We start from the raw sequence: 22,363 nt of genomic DNA, 5'->3' as shown, positions 1-22,363 counted from the left end.
TCATAGGATGCATTTTCCTATGAAACCACAAAAAGCAGGACCGCTGCAAACCTGCAGCAGCCCTGTATAAGATTTCCTATATTCGAAAAATGATTAGTTGTTGATCAGCTTATCGTTCTCGTTGTTCCAGCTGTAAAGCTTACGGATCTCTGCGCCGACTTTCTCAGACGGATGCTCGGAAGCAAGCTTTCTCATCGCCTGGAAGTGTACCTGACGACCTGCCGGGGACATATCCAGTAAGAACTCTTTTGCAAAGGTACCGTCCTGGATATCGGACAGAATTTTCTTCATAGCTTTCTTTGTCTCAGCGGTAACGATCTTCGGTCCGGTTACATAATCACCGTACTCAGCTGTGTTGGAGATGGAGTATCTCATACCAGCGAAACCAGACTGATAAATCAGGTCTACGATCAGCTTCATCTCGTGGATACACTCGAAGTAAGCATTTCTCGGGTCATAACCAGCCTCACACAGAGTCTCGAAACCAGCCTGCATCAGAGCACAAACACCGCCGCAAAGAACTGCCTGCTCACCGAAGAGGTCTGTCTCAGTCTCGGTACGGAATGTAGTCTCCAGAAGGCCTGCTCTAGCGCCGCCGATGCCAAGACCATAAGCCAGTGCGCGGTCAAGTGCTTTGCCTGTGTAATCCTGCTCTACTGCTACCAGACACGGTGTACCCTTACCAGCCTGATACTCACTTCTTACAGTGTGACCCGGTGCCTTCGGAGCGATCATGGTTACATCGACATTCTTCGGCGGTTTGATGCATCCGAAGTGGATGTTAAAGCCATGAGCGAACATAAGCATGTTGCCCTCTTCCAGATTTGGCTCGATGTCTTTCTTGTACATATCTGCCTGAAGCTCATCGTTGATCAGGATCATGATGATATCAGCCTGTTTTGCAGCCTCTGCTGCGGTGTATACTTTAAATCCCTGTGCCTCTGCTTTTGCCCAAGACTTGCTGCCCTCGTAAAGACCGATGATAACATCGCATCCGGACTCTTTTAAGTTCAAGGCATGTGCATGACCCTGGCTGCCGTAACCGATAATAGCAATCTTCTGTCCTTCTAATAAGGATAAATTACAATCTTCCTGATAGTAAATCTTTGCTGCCATTTTTCATTTCCTCCTTGGATCTAACAAAAATAAAATAAATTTATTATAAAGCATAGACCGGCGCCTCTCTGTGCGTCTTTGGACCAAACTTTGTAAACCTCTTGAATGCCTTGTATCCAGTCTATCAATTGATGTACTACGGCAGATAGCGGATATCATCCGCGCCTCTGGAAAGACCTGTAAGACCCGTTCTGGCTAATTCCAGAATCTCATAATCTTCCAGAAGATTAATCAGCGCGTCCTGTTTGGACTGGTCGCCTGTCAGCATAACAGTGACAGAATCTTTTCCCACATCGACAATCGACGCACGGAAAATCTCGGAAATTGCATTGATCGCCATCCGCTGGTTTGCATTTGCTCTCACCTTGACGAGCATCAGCTCACGGTATACGGAATGACCTTCCCGCAGTTCCTTTATGTCGTGTACATCTTCCAGTTTTCCAAGCTGCTTCTGAATCTGCTCCAGAACCTGATGATCGCCCAGCGATACAACCGTCATACGGGAGTATCTCGGATCCGCGGTCACGCCAACTGTAAGGCTTTCGATATTATATCCGCGGCGGCTGAAAAGTCCAGCCACACGGCTTAAAACGCCGGCAGTATTATCTACCAGCAGTGATAACACAATTCTGCTCATGCAATCTTCCCACCTTGATCTTCTGTCTTGTTCGTATTGCCTTAATGATAGCAACCAATTCTCAGTTTGTCAACTAATTAAAAGGAATGCCTAGTATTCCCCAGAGCTATATCATTACTGTTCACGCATACGTGCCCAGTAACGGAATTTGCCGTGGCTCCGCATTTAAATACGGCAAATTCCTGCTGCCACCACGTTTTCTTACGGCACTTTCGGTTCCAAAAGTGCCTACCTGTGTACATTAACGATATATCAACACATCATTTCTGGTGTTCCTGCCACTTTTTCTCCCAGTCCGGACCGTATTTAAAATACATCTTCATCTCGGTTCCGACACTGATGAGGCGTGCATCGTCCGGGATCTCCTCTCGCGTATACCAGCCTGCCTCAGAAAGCTCATCCTCCTGCAGCCGGATCTTATCATCCCCATCCAGTTCTGCAAAAAATCCGATCATCTCCGTATCAGTAAACGCCCACGGCTGACTCTTGAAATAGCGGATATTTTTAACTTTCAGCCCGACTTCCTCCATCACTTCGCGGCGGACGGTCTCTTCAAATGTCTCCCCGATCTCGACAAATCCAGCGATCAGCGCATACCCACGGTAGGTACTGTGGTTGACGCGGTAGCGCGACATAAGAAGTTTGTTCCCGTTCGTGATCGCCACGATGACTGCCGGGGAAATCTTTGGATATTCCGTCTGACCGCAGACCGGGCAGACGAGCGCCCGCTCGTTCTTGCTGTCCTGCGTCTTTGCCCCGCAGCGTCCGCAAAACTGACGGCTCTGTCTCCAGCGCCACAGCTGCACCGCCGTGATCGCTGCAAATGCCTGGTGCATTGGCTCCATCGCACGGATGTCGGTTGACGTTTTCCATGCATAGCAAAGCTGCTCCGGCTCTTTTTCTGCCCCTTCCAGTGCACCAGAAGCCATCTTCCCAGCTTCCATATGATTTTTGTCTGAAACAGGCATCTGACCAACACCTTCTTTTAGCTTTGCCAGAATCTCTTCCGCTTCTTTCTCCGGCACACTGACCAGAAAATACGGCTTCTCATCAACCGAAAAGAGATAAACCGCCCGATCCATCAGTTCCGGAACTGCCGCCTCAATTTCCTCCCGGCGCGGGATAGTAAGCACATGTTCCTCCACGGTCTCACGCAGAAGAATCCGGCTTTTCTGGATGCAGAAGACGTAGTCCTGTGCTCCAGGTTTCTGAATGTGGTATGTATTGTCATAGCGATGTGGTGCGATATCCTGTATCATAACTTTATCTCTCTATCCTTTTATTCTCCAAAACTTGTGCAACCGTTATTTCCATACTGTGTAACGGCTGTCCTCGCAGACATTCTTTGTAATCTTTCTGCAAGTCTCTTCATTTTACTCTTTTTATTAAAAAAATACAATCCCTCGGCTCGCCCCAGACTTACAACCGTCCCACAAAATCCTCATATCCAAACGCCCGCACCACTTCCGCTGTCCCATCTTCATGCCGGTATACGATCGACGGAAGCGGCATTCCATTAAAGGTATTATTTTTGACCATCGTATAGAGCGCCATATCGCCAAACACCAGCCGTCCACCCTCTTTTAGCGGTGCATCAAACGAATAATCCCCGATGCAGTCCCCCGAAAGACAGGTTGGTCCGCCCAGGCGGAACGTATACGGCTTTTCGCCCGCTTCTCCCGCTCCGATAAGCGGCGGACGGTACGGCATTTCCAGCACATCCGGCATATGGCAGGCTGCCGAGGTATCCAGAATCGCAATCTGCATGCCGTTTTCCATCGTCTCCAGCACGGAAGTTACAAGAAATCCCGCGTTTAAGACAACTGCCTCGCCCGGTTCCAGGTATACTTCCACACCATATTTTTCGCGCAGCCCGCGCACCAGGCGGATCAGGCGTTCCCGGTCATAATCTTCTCTCGTAATGTGGTGTCCGCCGCCCAGGTTCAGCCATTTTACCTTTGAAAACCAGGCTCCAAACTTCTCCTCCGCTGCCCGCAGCGTCGTCTCCAGGTCATCTGAATTCTGCTCGCAGAGCGTATGCATATGAAATCCATTCAGATACGGAAGGATAGTTTCTTCAAAGTTCCCCGCCTCCGAAAGCATCGGAAGAGTCGTCCCCATGCGTGATCCCGGCGCACACGGATCATAGATCGCGTGACCCTCCTGCGTGGAACACTCCGGGTTCAGCCGGAGTCCCGCCTGTTTTCCGGCTTTTTTTACTTTTTCACCATATTTCAGCACCTGCCCCGGCGTATTAAAAACGATGTGGTCGGCATAATTTAAAATCTCATCAAACTCATCCGGGCGGTAGGCGGCAGAAAACACATGGGTCTCCCCACCAAACTCCGTTTTTCCAAGCCGCGCCTCATAAAGCCCGCTCGCCGCGGTTCCCGACAGATACTGACGAATCAGCGGGTAGACCGAATACATGGAAAATGCTTTCTGTGCCAGCAGAATCCGGCATCCAGCCCGCTCTGCCGTATCTTTCAAAATTTCCAGATTTTTCTTTAAAAGCGTCTCATCCACCACATAAAATGGCGTGCGGATCGCCGCCGTGTCCCGGAGAACCCCAGCCGCCTCCCGTTCCTGCATCTGTTTTCCTTCCTTTCCTTCTCGCTTCCATCTTCCCTGTCCATTCTCTTCCTGCGCCTAAAAAACGCAAAATAAAACCAGTTTCTTACATGGAGGTATTTTTATCTTAATCCACCAGTGCCGGATCCCAGGATTCCTTCCACGGAAGTCCCCATTTATTTAACGCATCCATAAATGGATCCGGATCAAATTCTTCAATATTATAAACGCCCGGTTTCTGCCAGGTTCCATTCATCACCAGCATCGCACCGATCATCGCCGGTACACCGGTTGTGTAGGAGATCGCCTGGGAACCAACCTCTTTGTAGCACTCCTGATGATCACAGATATTATATAAGTAATACTTCTTCTCTTTTCCATCCTTCTTACCCTGGAAAATGCATCCGATATTCGTTTTTCCAACAGTACGAGGACCAAGGGATGCCGGATCCGGAAGCACTGCCTTTAAGAACTGCAGCGGTACGATCTCTTTTCCTTCGTACATAATCGGCTCGATCGAAGTCATGCCGACGTTCTCCAGACACTTTAAATGGGTCAGGTAACTCTGACCGAAGGTCATGAAGAAGCGGATCCGCTTGATTCCCGGCATATTGAGCGCCAACGATTCGATCTCCTCATGGTGAAGCAGGTACATATCCTTCATGCCGACGCCGTCAAAATCATACTCTCTCTTGATCTCCATCGGTTTCGTCTCTACCCAGTGTCCATCTTCCCAGTAAGAACCGTTTGCCGACACCTCCCGGATATTGATCTCCGGGTTAAAATTGGTTGCAAACGGATAGCCGTGGTCGCCGCCGTTGCAGTCCAGAATGTCGATGTAGTTGATTTCGTCAAATTCATGTTTCAGCGCATATGCCGAAAACACACCGGTTACACCCGGATCAAAGCCGCTTCCCAGCAGTGCGGTAATGCCCGCCTCTTTAAATTTCTCACGGTATGCCCACTGCCATTTATACTCAAATTTTGCCGTGTCCTCCGGCTCATAGTTCGCAGTATCGATATAATGGGTCTTCGTTGCCAGGCAGGCATCCATGATCGTCAGATCCTGGTACGGAAGCGCCAGGTTCAGCACCACATCCGGGTTAAATTTCTCAATCAGGGCAATCAACTCGTCCACGTTGTTTGCATCCACCTGTGCGGTCTGGATCTTTGTCTTGGTGGTTCCCTCTAATTTTTCTTTCAGCGCATCGCATTTGGACTTCGTCCGGCTTGCAATGCAGATCTCCTCAAATGCCTCGCTGTTCTGGCAGCACTTGTGAATTGCTACGGAAGCTACGCCTCCACATCCGATAATTAACGCTTTTCCCATCTTTTTTTCCTCCTGTATTCTGAAATGTACTCTGTTTTTGTTCCATTTTATAATCCAAATTTCACATTTGCTTTTGTTCAAACACTTTTCAGTTCATGTCTCAAACACACACTTTTATTTGATGATACCAGGGTCAAAAGGTCAGAAGTTCGACGCAAGCTTGCTTGCAGGAGAATTTTTGACCTTGGGACCCGCCAAAAACATTTCTTACTTAATCTTTGGATTTCCCAACAGCGCCAGCAGCATCTCCCTTACAATCTTGCACGCCACCGCCGTCGATGCACCGGACGCATCCAGCGCCGGGGATAATTCATTCACATCACATCCAACAATCCAAGCTGCACTGCAGATCTGCGTGACTGCCCGTCGAAGTTCCTCAAAACTGATTCCGCCCGGTTCCGGCGTTCCTGTTCCCGGAAACACACTCGGATCCAGCACATCCAAATCCAGGGTAAAATACACCGGTTTTCCTTCCAGTTTCCGAAGAGTTTCCTGAAGACTTCCATATCCACAATAAATGGATGCGTCGTCACGTGTTCTTTTCCCCAGCGCCATTCCTCCCGGTCGCCGGAGCGGATACCAAACTGCGTGATCCTGCCGTCTCCCAGGACTTCCCAGCAGCGGCGCAGCACACAGGCGTGGGAAAGTTTCGCACCCAGATAATCGTCCCGCAGATCGGCATGTGCATCAAAATGGATGATATGCAGATCCGGATATTTCTCTGCCAGCGCCTGCACCGGTGCCAGCGTCACCAGGTGCTCGCCGCCCAGCATAAATGGTATCTTGCCATCCCCGGCAACCTCCACCGCCCGTTCCCGCAGATCCTTTAACGCCAACGATGCGTCACCAAAGCAGAGCTCCTGATCGCCCGCGTCAAACACGGCGTAATCGGTCAGATCACGGTCCTGGTACGGCGAATACGATTCCAGCCCATAGGATTCCGAGCGGATCGCCCGTGAGCCGAACCGGGTGCCCGGGCGGTACGAAGTGGTTGAGTCAAACGGCGCGCCGTAGAGCACGATCCCCGCCTCCTCATAGCTGGCGTCACACGCCAGAAACGTCTCAATATTTGCCTTCAACATCTTCTAACATCTCCTCCACATATGCCGGCAGGTAAAATGCCCCTTTATGCAGGGTCGTCGTATAATACCGGCAGTCCAGCCCCCGCAGGTTCCATCTTGTCTCATCCAAATTCTTTAACGGATGGTATTTCTTCGACGCAAATCCAAACAGCCAGTGCCCGGACGGATAGGTCGGGATATGCGCCTGATAGACGCGGCTGATCGGAAACGACTCTACGATCCGCTTATGTGCCCGCTTGCACGCCTCCGCGTCCTCGGCATAAAACGGGCTTTCATGCTGATTGACCATGATGCCGTCCTCTTTTAACGCCTTATAGCAGTTCCCGTAAAATTCCCGGGTAAAAAGTCCCTCGCCCGGTCCAAACGGATCGGTCGAATCCACGATGATCAGATCGTATTCATTTTCCTTAAAGCGGACATATTTCAGCCCATCCTCATAGTGAATCGAGAGTCTCGGATCACCGAGACGGCACGCTGTCTTCGGCAGATATTTCCGGCAGACCTCCACCACCAGCGGGTCGATCTCCACCATATCGATGTGCTCGATCTCCGGATAGCGGGTCAGCTCCCGGATCACGCCTCCATCCCCGGCTCCAATCACCAGTACCTTTTTGACCAACGGATGCACTGCCATCGGCACATGCGTGATCATTTCGTGATAGATAAATTCATCCTTTTCCGTCAGCATCATATATCCATCCAAAGTCAGAAACCGCCCAAATTCCGGCGAATCAAAGACATCGATCCGCTGAAACTCGCTCTTTCCGCTGTAAAGCTGGCGATCCACCCGGATGGAAATTTTTACATTTGGCGTATGATTCTCTGAAAACCAGAAATTCATAATTTTCCCCTTTCTATCTACTGCTTATCTATTTCAGCACATTCAGGCGCTCAATCCCCGGATCCTCCGGTCCAGTCATTGAACATCCTTTTTCCAGCGCATACGCAATGTAGTCAATGATCTCTTCCGTAATCTGCTCGCCCGGCGTCAGAATCGGGATGCCCGGCGGATAGCACATGACAAACTCACTGCACACACGTCCGGCTGTCTCGCGGATCGGAAGAGATTCTTTTTCTCCGTAAAATGCCTCCTGCGGCGACATCGCCACAATCGGGTCAATATAGTCAAAATCCATCAGCGTCGATTTATCCCGGCTGAACCGGCGCTTGATCTCCGCCAGTGCGCTGACCAGGCGCTCTACCTCCCGCTGCCGGTCACCGATGGACAGATATGCCAGAATATTTCCCAGATCACCAAATTCCGCCTGGATATCGTACTCGTCCCGGAGAAGATCATAAACCTCGATCCCCGCCAGCCCGATATCGCGCGTGTGAATTGAAAGTTTGGTCACATCGAAATCATAAATGCTGTCGCCGTTTACCAGCTCCTTCGAATAGGCATAATAACCGCCAATCCGGTTGATTTCTGTTCTCGCATACTCCGCCAGCTCCACCACCTGCTTAAATGCCTCACGCCCGCGAAGCGCCAGGTTCCGTCTGGAGATATCGAGGCTGGAAAGGAGCAGGTAGGAACCACTCGTCGTCTGCGTCAGATTGATAATCTGGCGGACATACCCGGCGGACATACCCGGACCCGTCAGAAGAATCGAGCTCTGCGTCAGGCTTCCGCCTGATTTGTGCATCGAAACCGCCGCCATATCCGCCCCAGCTGCCATCGCGGAAACCGGCATATTTTCCCCGAAATAAAAATGGGTTCCATGCGCCTCATCAGCTAAACACAACATCCCATGCTCATGTGCCAGCTTTACAATCGAGCGCAGATCCGAACAGATGCCGTAATACGTCGGATTGTTCACAAACACCGCCTTAGCATCTGGATTTTCCTTGATCGCCCGGCGCACATCTTCCACACGCATTCCAAGAGGAATCCCCAGTCTCTTATCGCCAGCCGGATTCACATAGACCGGAACCGCGCCTCCAAGCACCATCGCGCCCATGACGCTGCGGTGGACATTTCGCGGCAATATAATCTTCTCGCCCCGCTTGACTGCCGTCAGCACCATGCTCTGGACCGCCGATGTCGTACCGCCGACCATCAGGAATGCGTGTGCCGCCCCGAATGCCTCAGCCGCCAGCTGCTCCGCATCCGCGATGACGGACACCGGATGGCAGAGGTTATCGAGCGGCTTCATGGAATTGACGTCCAGCCGCATGCAGGTCTCTCCTAAAAGTTTCGTCAGCTCCGGGTTGCCGCGCCCCCTCTTGTGCCCCGGCACATCAAACGGCACCACGCGCATCTTCTGAAATGCTTCCAGCGCCTCATAGATCGGCGCGCGCTCCTGGGTCAGCGCGTCATCTCTTCGACTGCCTCCCCCCGTTTCTTTCGGTCCTGAAGCTTCCTTTCTGCGCCGTGCACTCCGTCCGACGCCCGGCTCCAGATTTCTTCTCTCTTCTTCCATCTGCCGTCCCTCCTGAAAATCACTCATTCGTTTCTTCTATCGAATTTCCCTGGTTTTCGCGGTATTTTCCAGTCAAACTCTTCTCTTTCCTCTCAAAAAGCATTTCTTTTAAAACACATTTCTTCCGCTGAAAATTTCAATCATCTCCCGCCGCAGGCTCTCCATAATACTGAGTCTGGTGGTCGGCGGAAGTTCATAGACATCTGTCTTAAACAGATAATTCTGCAGATCGATCTCTTTCAGCATCATCTTGGTATGGAACAGATTTGCCTCGTACACATTGATATCGACCACATCGTAGCGCCGCAGCGTTTCCTTGGAGATATAATCCTGAATCGAGCGGATCTCACGATCCATAAACAACTTTTTTCCGTCCACATCCCGCGTGAACCCACGCACCCGGTAGTCCATCGTGATGATGTCCGAATCAAACGAACCGATCAGGTAATCGAGTGTCGAAAGCGGCGTGATCTCCCCGCAGGTCGCCACGTCGATATCCACCCGGAAGGTCGCCAGACAGGTCTCCGGATGGTATTCCGGATAGGTATGGACGGTCACATGGCTCTTGTCCAGATGCGCCACCTGCGTCTCCCCCTGCACCGGCACCATAGAGCCTTCCGCAATCAGAAGCGTGACCGAAGCCCCCTGCGGATCGTAGTCCTGCTGAGAAATACTCAATACCCGCGCCCCGATCATATCCGTCAGCGATGTTAGGATCCGGGTCAGGCGTTCCGAATTGTACTGCTGATCAATGTAGGCAATATAATCCTTCTGCTCCCTCGGTGTCTTGGCATAACAGACATCATAGATATTAAAGCTAAGCGCCTTTGTCAGGTTATTAAAGCCGTATAATTTTAATTTTTCGCTGTGATCCATATCTTCCTTCTCCTGAAATATAAATGGTGTTGATCAAAAAAGCGGATGATGTGTCTCCACATCATCCGCAAAAACGTTCTTTTCCTGCTTCGCTCTATTTTTACAAATCTGCCGTATATCTGCGAAATCTTCCCTTGTCCCTATTTACCGCATATACTGCACATTGCTTCAAACCTTTTTATCCACAGAAATCTTACATTCAGAGTCTATATAGCAAATATCTACTTTTACCACTCTTATTGACCGTTTTACAAGTTGATGTGCATGAGCACTGGTTGTAAAGTAACCAACTTATAAAATTGAGCTTTTAACTCAATCAATAGGGCAGTTCGCACTGCCAATCGGCATTTGACCCGGCTGTCCGTATGGCCATTCCCTGTTTCACAGGTGGTCAGATATATTTGCATGGATGACTCTTAAAATGTTAAGATTTTCCATATCAGAGGTATCATACAGCAATTTTGGTAAAATGTCAAGAATGATTTTTATTTGGGTTGACATTTGAAAATTTTCACTTTTCTAACGGTACTTCCGTCCGCTTCCCGCAGAACGCAAACATCGCCACGCCCGCCGCAAAGATAAACAGTGAGATAAACTGTGAAGTCGAGAGGAACCCGACCGCTCCCCGGTTCAAATCACCGCGGAAAAATTCCAGCACGAAGCGTCCCAGACTGTAGCAGATCAGATACAGGGATACCACCTGCCCCTGTTTTTTGCACTTTTTCGCCACATAGAGAAGCAGCAGGCAGTGCAGAAAATCCAGACCGCTTGAGATGAGCTGGGTCGGAACCAGCGGAATGTTATTCGGGGCAAAGTCCGAATTGTGGAACACGATCGCAAAATGGCTGTGGGTCGGCATACCGTAGCAGCAGCCAGCCAGGAAACAGCCGATCCGTCCAAAGCCCTGCGCGAGCGCAACCGACGGCATGACCAGATCCGCATACTGGAAAAAGGAAATATGCTTGATCCGGCTTAGCACATAGCCGCCCAGCACGCCGCCGATGATGCCGCCGTACACAACAAATCCATCGCTGATATCTAACAATTTCTTCGGGTTTGCTACAATCTCATCCAGAATTGTGACATAGTACAGAATTTTTGCACCTAAAATTCCACATACGACACCGCAGATCGCGATGGAGAGGATCATATCGACGTCCATCCCCCGCTTGTTTGCCCGGTACTCTGCCATGTAATACGCAGCGATAATGCCGATGCCAATCATCAGACCATAACCGTGGATCGTGATGCTGCCGATTGTGAATAAGTCATTTTTCATGAAAGGTTTATCCTCCGTTTTAGTTTAATGTACGCTCTCTGATGCTTTTAGATTATAGCATTATTTATATGAAAAAACAAATGTTAATAGATAGCAGAAAAACAGACGTAAAACAGGCTTTTTTCTTCCCATTCTACATCTGTTTCACTGTACTTATTTTATAATTGAGGATACAATCAAGCTAATCAAGCCAGTATCCAGACTCCTTATGCCTCTTCCCGCTCTTCCTCCGGCAGCAGGTTCGTCATGCTCTTTAAGCTGATCGCCAGTGTCGAGCTGTTGTGCAGCAGCGCCGACATCGACGGTGTGATGATACCAGCCACGCCTAAGAGAATCAGACCTAGGTTGAAGCTGATAACGAAACGGTAGTTTCCATGGACACGTTTCATCAGATCCATGCTCAGATGACGCAGAAGCACGACTTCATCCAGGGAATCTTTCTTGATCGTGATATCCGCGATCTCTCTGGCAATCTCCGCGCCCTCGCTGACTGCGATGCCCGCGTCTGCCGCTGACAGGGCCGGTGAATCGTTGATGCCGTCACCGATCATGATAACTTTGTGGCCTTTCGCCTTCTCCTCCTCAACAAAGCGCGCCTTATCCTCCGGAAGTACCTCGGAGAAATAATCATCCACGCCGACCCTCTTCGCGATCGCCGCTGCGGTCCGCTCGCTGTCGCCGGTCATCATGACAATGCGCTTAAATCCAGCCTCTTTTAACTGGCGGATGACAGACGGTGCTTCCTCACGCAGCGGATCCTCGATGCAGATAACGGCTGCAAGCTGTCCGCCGATTGCCATGTAAAGATGGGAACAATTTTCCGGAAGGTTCTCAAACTTCTCTTTTCCATCCTCCGGCAGTGTGCACTTCTCATCCTCAAATACGAAATGGTGGCTTCCAATCACGACGCGTTCTTCGCCCACATAGGTAGCGATACCGTGCGCTACGATGTAATCCACTCTCGAGTGCATCTCCTCATGTACCAGATGACGTTTTTTCGCTTCCTGTACGACCGCGTTTGCCATCGAATGCGGGAAATGTTCTTCCAGGCAGGCTGCGATACGAAGCAGTTCTTCCTTCTCCATGCCGTTGAAAGATACTACATCGGATACAACCGGTTTTGCCTTGGTCAGGGTTCCGGTCTTGTCAAATACGATCGTCTCCGCTTCGGCAACAGCCTCCAGAAACTTGCCGCCCTTGACCGTAATGTGATGCTGGCTTGCCTCACGCATCGCAGACAGGACTGCAAGCGGCATTGCCAGTTTCAGTGCACAGGAGAAATCAACCATCAGGATCGACAGTGCTTTCGTCGCATTGCGGGTCAGCAGATAGGTAAGCGCGGTACCGCCCAGACTCCACGGAACGAGTGCATCTGCCAGGTTCGACGCCTTGCCTTCAACGGATGATTTGAGCTTCTCCGAATCCTCGATCATCTGTACGATACGCTCATAACGGGTGGAACCGGCGGATTTTTCTACCTTGAAGGTAATCTCTCCCTCTTCCAGCGCGGTTCCTGCGTAAACATAGCTGCCCGGCTCTTTTCTGACCGGCTGGGATTCGCCGGTCATCGAAGCCTGGTTTACCATCGCCTCGCCGCTTACTACGACACCATCCAGTGGAATCACTGTACCCATATGGACGGTCAGCTCGTCGCCCGCGGTAACATCCGAAAGCGGTACAAGGACTTCGGTCCCGTCCACTTTTTTCCAGACCTTCTCCACGTTCAAGGACATGCTCCGCGCCAGATCCCCAACGGATTTCTTATGTGTCCACTCCTCCAGAAGCTCACCGACGCCGAGCAGGAACATAACGGAGCCAGCCGTATTGAAATCGCGGCGCAGAAGGGAAACACTGATCGCCGTCGCATCCAGCACCTCCACATGCAGCTTGCGCTTAAATACGAGGCAGTGGATACCTTTCACGATATAACGGATCGCCTGCACGGACGTGTATACCGCACGGACCGGCGCCGGGAGAAATGTCTTCGTCGCAAAGCGGGTCAGTACCTTCTGAATCAGCTTTTCTTTGTACTCCTGATTCAGGGCGCGTCCGCTGCTTTTAACTGCCATCTCCTGTTTTTCGGTAATCTGACCATCAAACGCCGCTACCTGTACGAGTACCGCCTCCCGATCCTCCTTATAATAGATAACCGCATCTGCTGTCCGCTCATACACCTTAGCCGCCGTCACGCCGTCCAGACCAAGCAGATACTGTTCCAGAACATCCGCTTCGCGCACGGTATGGAATTTCCGGGCAAGGCTGATACGGATTCTTCCTTTGATTTCATGCTTTATAATGAATTTCATGATTCATCTTCCTCCGGTTATAGAAGAGCTGCCGCGAGACAGCATCCCATGCTATCTTGCGGCAGCCCCCCTGTTATTTAGATTCATGTATTCTTGGAGTTGCTATTACTGCTCTGCCTTCTCAGCCTCCGGTGCGGCCTCGGTTGCCTCAGCAGTCTCGTTGAAATCCTCATCCTCACCAAAGCTCTCATAGCCGCGAGCCTCGTTGATCTGCTTTGCCTCAGCCAGGATGTCCTCAGCATTCTCCTGAATATTGGTAGCGGTGGTCATCACACAATCACGTGCACGAAGTCCGGCTGCTACGCAGTTTACGTAAAATTTCTTTGCATCCTCGCTGCCAAGAATCTTAACACCTGCTGTTCCGAACAAAACGCCGCCTGCAAATAAACCTAATTTTTTTAATTTGAAAATGTCCATCATGATTACTCCTCCTCTGATATTATCTAAATTATATTCACATATGATTTTTGAAAACTATTTATTCCATTTCAAATGCGAATATAGCTGCGTTTAATGACTCATTTCTGAGGTACAAGTAGATGGTAACAGCTTACCCCCATGATAGTCAAACCTAACTTTCCTTATTGAGATTTTTTATCAACTGGCATCCGAAGTTATACTTGACAGCTCATCCTCATTCCGCAGAGAATACTGGCGGCAACGGTTTAAAACGCCGATTTCTTCCAGCACTGCAATCATCCGGTACACCGTTGCCTTGCCGATCCCCGGGTCGCGCTTGGATGCCTCGTAGTAGATCTCCTTACAACTGCTCCATCTTCCCTCCAGGATCACATCCAACATGATCTTTCTTTGATCGGTCATCCGTTTCCCCCGTCTCTTCAGTTCGCTGATAATCTGCTCTCTCTGCTGCATCGTATCATCTCTCTTTCCATATCTTCTAAATTATTTTTCCGCACATCTGCCGTTTCCGTCCACAACCCGGCTTTTTATTAGCGCAGACTAACTGTTCGTTTAAAATATATAGCATACTCTGCTTGCCACTCTTTTTGCAAGTACTAAATTCCGCTTTTGCCTCTGGCTCAGCCTCATTAAGTCCTTAGATACGACTCGCACTAAGTGCTCATATTATATTGTGTTTCATCAAAAACAAAACATAATTAGCATGAACAAACTCAGGTTAGAATGCCGCAACTCAAGTTAGATGTCTCTAACCTTAATTTAAAGACTACCTCTTTTTTTCTCATCTGTCAATGAATTTTCGAAAATATATTTGATTTTCTTCTCTGATAATGGTAAGGTACTCACAGAATAATCAATTCAGACAGGAAAGGAAGGATTTTTCGATGAGCTTCAAAGAAATAAAGCCAGAAGAATTAAATTTTAACCCGTTTACCCGCATCGGTTCCGACTGGATGCTTTTAACCGCCGGCACCGAGGATAAATTCAACACCATGACTGCCAGCTGGGGCGGCGCAGGCGTATTCTGGGGCAAACCGGCTGTTACCTGCTATATCCGTCCCCAGCGCTACACCAAAGAATTTATAGACAAAGAAGAACTCTTCTCCGTCAGCTTTTTAAAAGACGGACACCGCGATGCCCTCAAACTCTGCGGCTCCGTATCCGGCCGTGACCACGACAAAATCAAGGAAGCCGGCCTGACCCCGGTCTTCATCGACGGCGTACCGGCATTTGAAGAAGCTGACACCATCCTCATCTGCCGCAAAATGTACCGCACATCCATGAATCCGGCAGATTTTATCGATAAGGACGCTGACAGCAAGTTCTATCCGGAGAAGGACTATCATGATATGTATATTGCGGAGATTGTGAAAGCGGTTGTGGCTGAATAAGCAGAGCCGCTCCATTTAAAATTTAAATCCCACAGGAAACGCTGATTTGCAGCATTTTCTGTGGGAATCCTTTGAATGATCCTTTTGGGTCTATTTGTTTATATTGTGTCTTTATTTATTCCTTTATTTTGCCAATTCCAGCATCCGCGCCAGCGGACCAACCGCCCTCTGCCGCATCGCCTCATCCATCTCCACTTCCTCTTCCGGATTTTCCAGCGCCCGCAGTACGCTGTCCAGATGAATCTTCTTCATATTCGGGCAAAACTGACGGTGACCTACGGAGAAAAACTTCTTCTCCGGGTTCTTCTGCAGCAGTTCATAGAACACGCCCATCTCGGTGCAGATCAGGAAGACTTTCTCATCCGAATTCGTCGCATAATCAATAATCTGGGAGGTACTTCCGACAAAATCTGCCAGCTCCAGCACATCGCCGGTACACTCCGGATGCGCCAGCACAACTGCCTCCGGATGCAGCTCTTTTGCTTTCTTTACATCTTCCGCATGAATACTCTTATGTACATGGCAGAAACCGTCATTGAAAATAAAATGTTTCTCCGGCACTTTTTTTGCGATAAAACGTCCCAGATTCTCATCCGGAATAAAGAAAATATCCTTGTTCGGCAGTTTTTTCACGATTTTGAGTGCATTCGATGAGGTAACACAGACATCCGATTCTGCCTTGATCTCCGCCATCGAGTTCACATAACAGACAACGGCTACATCCGGATACTCTTTGCGTACTTCGCGGATCTTCTCCACCTCAACCATGTGAGCCATCGGACAGTCCGCGCTCCGGTCTGCCATGATAACCGTCTTCTCCGGGCTTAAAATCTTCGCACTCTCGCCCATAAATGACACGCCACAGAAAATGATCGTCTTCTGCGGCACCGTCGTCGCCAGCTCCGCCAGATAATACGAATCGCCCACATAATCGGCAATCTCCTGCACTTCTCCATCTACGTAATAATGTGCCAGAATCACGGCATCCTTCTCTTTTTTTAATGTCTCGATCCGCTGCTTTATCTCCTGATCCATCTCTTTTCCCTCTCCTTTTTTCACCGCTCTGTTCACGCTTCCGAATCCCCATCGATTGACAGAAACCATACCATTTTTCCGACAGCTGCGGTTCATTTTCTTCTTTACTATGTATCCGACATCTTTGCCACGCCATATTTCTCTGTCCATATAGCTTCCACACGGTAAACTTCTGTGATTATACCTCTAAGAGAAAAGCTGTGTCAATGAAATTTTGACACTTTTTATTACATCTGTCTTGTCATATAGCAATTCATCTACATACAGACTGAACGTCTGCTTTTCCGGCGCTTCAACCAGAGCAGCCAATATGCATTTATGCAATTTTTTTGTTTCACAAATGTATTTTACTGTGCAACAAAAAGTCAAACCAAAAATCGGACGGTTTTTCGCTGTGTTTTTCACTGTTCAAACCGTCCGATCTACATGACATATTTATAATTTTATCGCTTTATGCACATCCGCCCTTATTGCTGAAACAGCACCAGTCTCGATACCTTTCCTTCCGCGTCCGCCCAGATCGCGCATTTCTTTCCCGATTCCAGATCGTCTGCGGTCACGATGTTCCGGGTTAAATACGGCAGAATATGTGTCTCAGCGCTGATAGTATAAGTCACGCCATCCTCTGCTTTCACATAGACGGTATCATCATTCTCGGCACTCTTTTTCACCGACTCGATCTCTGTGTAAACCGGCACGGCGCTCACATCGGTTACATGGACGAAGAAGAGCTGTCCGTTCGTGATAGGCGGCTCGCTCATCGTCATCGCCTCCCCGATGTAGGCATATACAACGGTTCCCGTCTCCGCCTCGGTCATATCGACCGGATTGCCTGTCTCTGCGTCAAAAATCGGCGTTTCCGGTGAAAATGTGATCACCATCTCGCCGGCACTGCTGATTCCCGACTGATTGTCAATCGTGACGGAATCACTGGTAACCTCCGAAACCGGACCATAAACACAAATAGTTTCCGCTGCAGTGGCCTCCCCAGCTGCCTCCGTATCTTCGACAACCGGCTTTGTCTCCTCATCGCCCGCTTTTGCACTGGAAGCGCACCCAAGCGCACCTACCGACAGTGCTGCACAAATTCCTGCAATATATAACGAATTTTTTTTCATAATTTGAATCTCCTTCCGACTGTTCTTATGCCTGCTCCCTGTCTGTTCCCAGGGACTTCTCTGAAATTTTTCAAAACTTCCCAGGCACTTTTTAGTTTCTAAAACCAGTGAAATATTTTTCTTTATACTCTGTATTCAGCTCTTCTATCTGGTTTTCTCTGTTCTAACAGTCTACCCTATTTCATTCAAAAGTAAAAGTGCTTTTTTCTTACGGATTTCTGATATTTTATTACTGTTCACGCATACGTGCCCAGTAACGGAATTTGCCGTGGCTTCGCATTTAAATACGGCAAATTCCTGCTGCCACCACGTTTTCTTACGGCACTTTCGGTTCCAAAAGTGCCTACCCGTAAACAGTAACGATATTTTCCTTTGCCGGTCAGGAGGTCCATACAAAGCTTCAGCAACTGTGCTGCCATGTAACATTTCACTCCACTTCCTCTTCTATCAGCTCCACACGGCAGATCTGTGGAAAATTTACCGCGATCTCCCCGCCTATATTTTCAAGTCCAGGCTGATTTCCACTCTTTATTTCCGCCAACCACAAAACCTGCCGGTAATAGTCGATTTTCTTCAATCGTTCTACTGCCGTTCGGTAAGCGCCGCCATCCTTGTGCACGTCCGGTTGGAACCAGGTCACAGAAAGCCGAACCGTCTCGCCACGCATCAGCTGCTCCTCCGCTTCCACAAGCGTCTGATTGATCATCTCACGCACGCTGTCATCCAGATCGATCTCCCGCTCGGTCAGACGCGCTTCCTCCTCTACCGCCTCCTCATAGCCATTCAGTGCAGCAAACGAGGCAAACTGCGCCGCCCGGTCCTCCACCGGCATCCGTGCATGGCGCAAGGGAAATGGGTAAGAATGACCGAGGATATCGCCGTAGCGGCGCTGGGCGTCACTTTCCTGCCCTTTTTGGGTTTGGCTTCGTCCACCTTTTAAGTTTTCAAATTCATTCACTCTATATTGATCTTCCATCTACGCCTGATGCCCCCCGATCTGCCCGTTCCGCTCCTTGGCGGTCGCGCCTTCCTCAAAGTTCATCCCGCGCAGCACCGCATTTTTTCCATATTTTTTCTTGATCGTCAGAAGCGCTTCCTGCATCCGGCGCTCCCGCTCGCGTTTTTTCTGTTCTTCCTTCTCTTTTGCTTCCTTCTTTGCGTAATCGGTAAACAAATCAAGCTGTTCAAATGTTTCCTTCTGTTCACGCTCTTTCGCCATTTTCTCATTTACCACATGGCATGCCGAGAGCGACATCCGGCGGATGAGAAGTGCCGGGTTGACAATCTTATCATACAGAGCCGCCATCGCCTCCAGAAGCTCGCTTGAGGACGAAGTCGCACGCGGCAGATTCCACGTTCCATGTGCATGCTTCGGCACACGCCGCCCGTAGCGATCGGTTGTCACCGGTCCCTTGTATACTTTCCGTATCTCCGGGCGGGTCAGGTTTTCGATGTCATATCCGACCGTTAGAACGAGCTGATCGGTCACTAGCCGTTTTTCCACCAGCTCCAGCGAGATCCCGTCAATCATCTCCTGAACCACGATCCGCGCCTTGTCCGCCGTGTACGGACAGTGAAGCACCTGTCCGCAGCCCAGGCTGCTGCTCTGCGGCTTGTACGCCCGTATCTGTGCGATCGTGCACGACTCATAGCCCCACGCATGGTCAATCAGAAGCTCGGCGTTGATGCCGAACATCTGGTACAGCAGTTCCTCGCTGTAAAACTCGCCCGGTTTTCCCAGTGAACAACGCGCAATATCGCCCATTGTCCGAAGTCCCGCCTGCCAGAGTTTCTTCTGATAGCCCGGTCCAACCCGCCAGAAATCAGTCAGCGGCTCATGCGTCCACAAAAGCTCCCGATAACTCTGCTCATCCAGCTCGGCAATCCGCACGCCGTCCTTGTCCGCTTCCACGTGCTTCGCCACAATATCCATCGCCACCTTGCACAGATACAGGTTCGTCCCAATCCCCGCCGTCGCCGTGATGCCTGTTTCCTTTAACACCGTGCGGATGATGCGCTTTGCCAGCTCGCGCGGCGAAACCTTGTAAATTCCCAGATATTCCGTAACATCCATGAATACCTCGTCGATCGAATACACATGGATGTCCTCCGGTGCCACATACCGGAGATAAATCTGGTAGATCTGCGTGCTCCATTTCATATAGTGCGCCATTCTCGGCGGCGCAACCAGATAGCTGACCGCCAGCGACGGATCCGCCTTTAATTCATCATTTCTCCACGATTTATCCCGGAACTGGCGTCCCGGCGCCCGTCTGCGGCGTTCCTCATTGACTTCCCTAATCCGCTGAATCACCTCAAATAACCTGGGACGCCCCGGCACACCATAGGATTTCAGCGGCGGCGATACCGCCAGACAGATCGTTTTCTCCGTCCGCGATGGATTCGCCACGACCAGATTCGTCGTCAACGGATCCAGACCTCGCTCGACGCACTCGACCGATGCGTAGAACGATTTTAAATCAATGGCAATGTACGCGCGCCTGGAAACTGTTTTCTGCATGGCAGGATCCTCCCTTCTCTATGAATTTAAAATTTGAGCGCCACTGGTAAAAAATCATCTCACAAAATCAAGCACAGAAAGATTCCGAGCGTACACATGAAAATCCAGTTAAAAACTCACTAAGTGCTTCTATTATAGCATAACCATCAGCTTCACGAAATACTCAAATCCAAACATGTGTTTTGCAGCAGCAATAAAAAATGTGCCTTGGCACATCCGGGCGTCTCGCGCGGTCGCTTGCGACATGTTTCTGCTTCGCGCGAGTGTGCATCCTCGCGGAGCGTTTTTGTTTCATAGGATGTAATTTCCTATGAAACAAAAAAACCTCCGGTTCATTCGAATGAGAATCACATTTCTCATCCAAACAAACCGGAGGTTTTCTATCTCACCAAGTTTACCTCTTGGATTTATTTACCATTTATTTCTGGCATTATAACTGCGGACCAGCCTTTACCAGAGCCTTGCCAGCTTCGTTGCCTTCGTATTTAGCGAAGTTCTTGATGAAGCGGCTTGCCAGGTCTTTTGCTTTCTCTTCCCACTCAGCCTCGTTTGCATAGGTATCACGGGTATCCAGGATAGCCGGATCTACGCCCGGAAGCTCGGTCGGTACTTCGAAGTTGAAGTACGGGATCTTCTTGGTCGGAGCCTTCTGGATATCTCCGTTTAAGATAGCATCGATGATACCACGGGTATCTTTGATGGAGATACGTTTGCCGGTTCCGTTCCAGCCTGTATTTACGAGGTAAGCTTTTGCTCCGCTCTTCTCCATTCTCTTAACCAGTTCTTCTGCATATTTGGTCGGATGCAGCTCCAGGAAAGCCTGTCCGAAGCAAGCAGAGAAGGTCGGGGTCGGCTCGGTGATGCCGCGCTCGGTACCAGCCAGTTTTGCTGTAAATCCGGATAAGAAGTAGTACTGTGTCTGCTCCGGTGTCAGGATAGATACCGGCGGAAGTACTCCGAATGCGTCTGCAGACAGGAAGATAACGTTCTTAGCTGCCGGTGCAGAGGATACCGGACGTACAATATTCTGAATATGATCGATCGGGTAGGATACACGGGTGTTCTCGGTTACGCTCTTATCAGCGAAATCGATCTTGCCGTTCTCATCCAGGGTAACGTTCTCAAGCAGCGCATCACGTCTGATAGCGTTGTAGATATCCGGCTCAGACTCTTTATCCAGGTTGATAACCTTCGCATAGCAGCCGCCCTCGAAGTTGAATACACCGTTGTCATCCCAGCCGTGCTCGTCATCACCGATGAGAAGACGTTTCGGGTCGGTAGAAAGGGTAGTCTTGCCAGTTCCGGAAAGTCCGAAGAAGATAGCGGTGTTCTCGCCATTTAAGTCGGTGTTAGCGGAGCAGTGCATAGCAGCGATGCCCTTTAACGGAAGGTAGTAGTTCATCATGGAGAACATACCTTTCTTCATCTCTCCACCGTACCAGGTGTTGATGATAACCTGCTCGCGGCTTGTGATATTGAAGACAACAGCTGTCTCAGAGTTTAATCCAAGCTCTTTGTAGTTCTCAACTTTAGCCTTGGAAGCATTGTATACTACGAAGTCCGGTTCGAAATCAGCCAGTTCTTCGTCGGTCGGAACGATGAACATATTCTTTACGAAATGAGCCTGCCAAGCAACCTCCACAATAAAACGGATCGCCATACGGGTGTCTTTATTTGCGCCGCAGAAAGCATCTACTACAAACAGTCTCTTGTTGGAGAGCTCTTTTAAAGCGATATCCTTTACTGCGCTCCAGGTCTCTTTGGATGCTACATGGTTGTCGTTCTTATACTCGTCTGAAGTCCACCATACTGTGTCCTTAGAGTTCTCATCCATAACGATGAATTTGTCTTTCGGGGAACGTCCGGTATAAATACCTGTCATAACGTTTACTGCACCAAGCTCGCTGACCTGACCTTTTTCATAGCCCTCCAGCTCCGGTTTGGTTTCTTCTTCAAACAGCATCTCATAAGAAGGGTTGTAAACAATCTCCGTTGTTCCTGTGATTCCGTACTTGCTTAAATCGATCTTAGCCATCTTAATACCCCTTTCCTGTTATCCGGCGGCTCCCGTCTGTGTGAAATTGTCAGCTTCGCTGACCAGAATCATGCGCCAAGTCTCACGGACGTTCGACTTAAATTTTGTCTGACATTTCTCACCGAACCGGGGATTTCAGTGTCCCCCACTGTACATGTGTATAGTTTGCAACCGCTTTACCTTTTCACGGTTCTTATATTTTGTACAATGCGAAAACTCGCCTTTT

18 protein-coding genes and 1 pseudogene are annotated in these 22,363 nt (G+C 49.6%); 1 reads left to right on the top strand and 18 read right to left on the bottom strand.

All coding sequences use genetic code 11. The annotated features are described in order from the left end of the window. Positions 1-93: 93 nt before the first annotated feature. From ilvC to DWZ16_RS01325, 13 genes and pseudogenes are all read right to left on the bottom strand, one after another. A complete protein-coding gene (ilvC, locus tag DWZ16_RS01385) occupies positions 94-1,116 on the bottom strand; it encodes a ketol-acid reductoisomerase (RefSeq protein ID WP_117796449.1) in 1,023 nt (340 codons plus the stop codon). Positions 1,117-1,252: 136 nt separating this feature from the next. Then, on the bottom strand, positions 1,253-1,753 hold the full coding sequence (gene ilvN, locus DWZ16_RS01380; protein ID WP_022360536.1) for an acetolactate synthase small subunit: 501 nt from the start codon (positions 1,751-1,753) through the stop codon (positions 1,253-1,255). A 260-nt stretch (positions 1,754-2,013) separates the two neighbouring features. After that, on the bottom strand, positions 2,014-3,012 hold the full coding sequence (nudC, locus tag DWZ16_RS01375; protein ID WP_117796448.1) for an NAD(+) diphosphatase: 999 nt from the start codon (positions 3,010-3,012) through the stop codon (positions 2,014-2,016). A gap of 160 nt (positions 3,013-3,172) precedes the next feature. After that, positions 3,173-4,345: a carboxynorspermidine decarboxylase gene (gene nspC, locus DWZ16_RS01370; RefSeq protein WP_118293252.1), complete on the bottom strand. Its 1,173-nt coding sequence runs from the start codon at positions 4,343-4,345 to the stop codon at positions 3,173-3,175. Between the two features lie 106 nt (positions 4,346-4,451). Continuing rightward, positions 4,452-5,654 carry a saccharopine dehydrogenase family protein gene (locus DWZ16_RS01365; protein WP_022360539.1) on the bottom strand — a complete coding sequence of 401 codons (1,203 nt, stop codon included), beginning with the start codon at positions 5,652-5,654 and terminating at the stop codon, positions 4,452-4,454. A 207-nt stretch (positions 5,655-5,861) separates the two neighbouring features. Next, positions 5,862-6,736, bottom strand: a pseudogene (gene speB / locus DWZ16_RS01360) (agmatinase). Next, positions 6,717-7,577, bottom strand: coding sequence for a polyamine aminopropyltransferase (gene speE, locus DWZ16_RS01355; protein WP_117796445.1), 861 nt, complete (start codon positions 7,575-7,577; stop codon positions 6,717-6,719). The pseudogene speB and the gene speE overlap by 20 nt, the downstream one beginning before the upstream one ends. A 28-nt stretch (positions 7,578-7,605) precedes the next feature. After that, on the bottom strand, positions 7,606-9,183 hold the full coding sequence (locus DWZ16_RS01350) for an aminotransferase class I/II-fold pyridoxal phosphate-dependent enzyme (protein WP_270224102.1): 1,578 nt from the start codon (positions 9,181-9,183) through the stop codon (positions 7,606-7,608). An 81-nt stretch (positions 9,184-9,264) separates the two neighbouring features. After that, entirely contained in the window at positions 9,265-10,032 is a 768-nt protein-coding gene (speD, locus tag DWZ16_RS01345) for an adenosylmethionine decarboxylase (protein ID WP_118468053.1), read from the bottom strand. A 511-nt stretch (positions 10,033-10,543) separates the two neighbouring features. Then, positions 10,544-11,311 carry a prolipoprotein diacylglyceryl transferase gene (locus tag DWZ16_RS01340; RefSeq protein ID WP_118522143.1) on the bottom strand — a complete coding sequence of 256 codons (768 nt, stop codon included), beginning with the start codon at positions 11,309-11,311 and terminating at the stop codon, positions 10,544-10,546. Positions 11,312-11,517: 206 nt separating this feature from the next. Continuing rightward, positions 11,518-13,617, bottom strand: a complete 2,100-nt coding sequence (locus tag DWZ16_RS01335) for a heavy metal translocating P-type ATPase (protein ID WP_118468044.1) — start codon at positions 13,615-13,617, stop codon at positions 11,518-11,520. 105 nt (positions 13,618-13,722) lie between these two features. Further along, on the bottom strand, positions 13,723-14,037 hold the full coding sequence (locus DWZ16_RS01330; RefSeq protein WP_022359851.1) for a DUF6110 family protein: 315 nt from the start codon (positions 14,035-14,037) through the stop codon (positions 13,723-13,725). Between the two features lie 177 nt (positions 14,038-14,214). Continuing rightward, entirely contained in the window at positions 14,215-14,490 is a 276-nt protein-coding gene (locus DWZ16_RS01325; RefSeq protein WP_107000128.1) for a Fur family transcriptional regulator, read from the bottom strand. A 431-nt stretch (positions 14,491-14,921) separates the two neighbouring features. Here DWZ16_RS01325 and DWZ16_RS01320 point away from each other — a divergent pair, with 431 nt between their 5' ends. Then, positions 14,922-15,428: a flavin reductase family protein gene (locus DWZ16_RS01320; RefSeq protein ID WP_107000129.1), complete on the top strand. Its 507-nt coding sequence runs from the start codon at positions 14,922-14,924 to the stop codon at positions 15,426-15,428. Positions 15,429-15,551: 123 nt separating this feature from the next. On the opposite strand, the gene nadA is transcribed toward DWZ16_RS01320, so the two are convergent. The 5 genes from nadA to pckA all read right to left on the bottom strand — a co-directional run bounded on the left by nadA (position 15,552) and on the right by pckA (position 22,137). Continuing rightward, positions 15,552-16,463: a quinolinate synthase NadA gene (gene nadA / locus DWZ16_RS01315; protein ID WP_117796479.1), complete on the bottom strand. Its 912-nt coding sequence runs from the start codon at positions 16,461-16,463 to the stop codon at positions 15,552-15,554. 467 nt (positions 16,464-16,930) lie between these two features. Continuing rightward, positions 16,931-17,581: a hypothetical protein gene (locus DWZ16_RS01310; protein WP_118522142.1), complete on the bottom strand. Its 651-nt coding sequence runs from the start codon at positions 17,579-17,581 to the stop codon at positions 16,931-16,933. Between the two features lie 427 nt (positions 17,582-18,008). Then, complete coding sequence (locus DWZ16_RS01300) at positions 18,009-18,557, bottom strand: hypothetical protein (protein ID WP_118522140.1); 549 nt, start codon at positions 18,555-18,557, stop codon at positions 18,009-18,011. Continuing rightward, positions 18,558-20,102 (bottom strand): DNA methylase, encoded by a 1,545-nt coding sequence (locus tag DWZ16_RS01295; RefSeq protein ID WP_117796437.1) that lies wholly within the window; start codon positions 20,100-20,102, stop codon positions 18,558-18,560. Positions 20,103-20,532: 430 nt separating this feature from the next. After that, complete coding sequence (gene pckA / locus DWZ16_RS01290) at positions 20,533-22,137, bottom strand: phosphoenolpyruvate carboxykinase (ATP) (protein WP_107000134.1); 1,605 nt, start codon at positions 22,135-22,137, stop codon at positions 20,533-20,535. Positions 22,138-22,363: the final 226 nt, after the last annotated feature.

Source organism: Clostridium sp. AF29-8BH (assembly GCF_003478145.1).
In the GTDB taxonomy this organism is placed as follows: Bacteria; Bacillota; Clostridia; order Lachnospirales; family Lachnospiraceae; genus Otoolea; species Otoolea fessa.
Note: the sequence above shows the minus strand (reverse complement) of the source record. Positions and strands in the feature narration are given on the sequence as shown.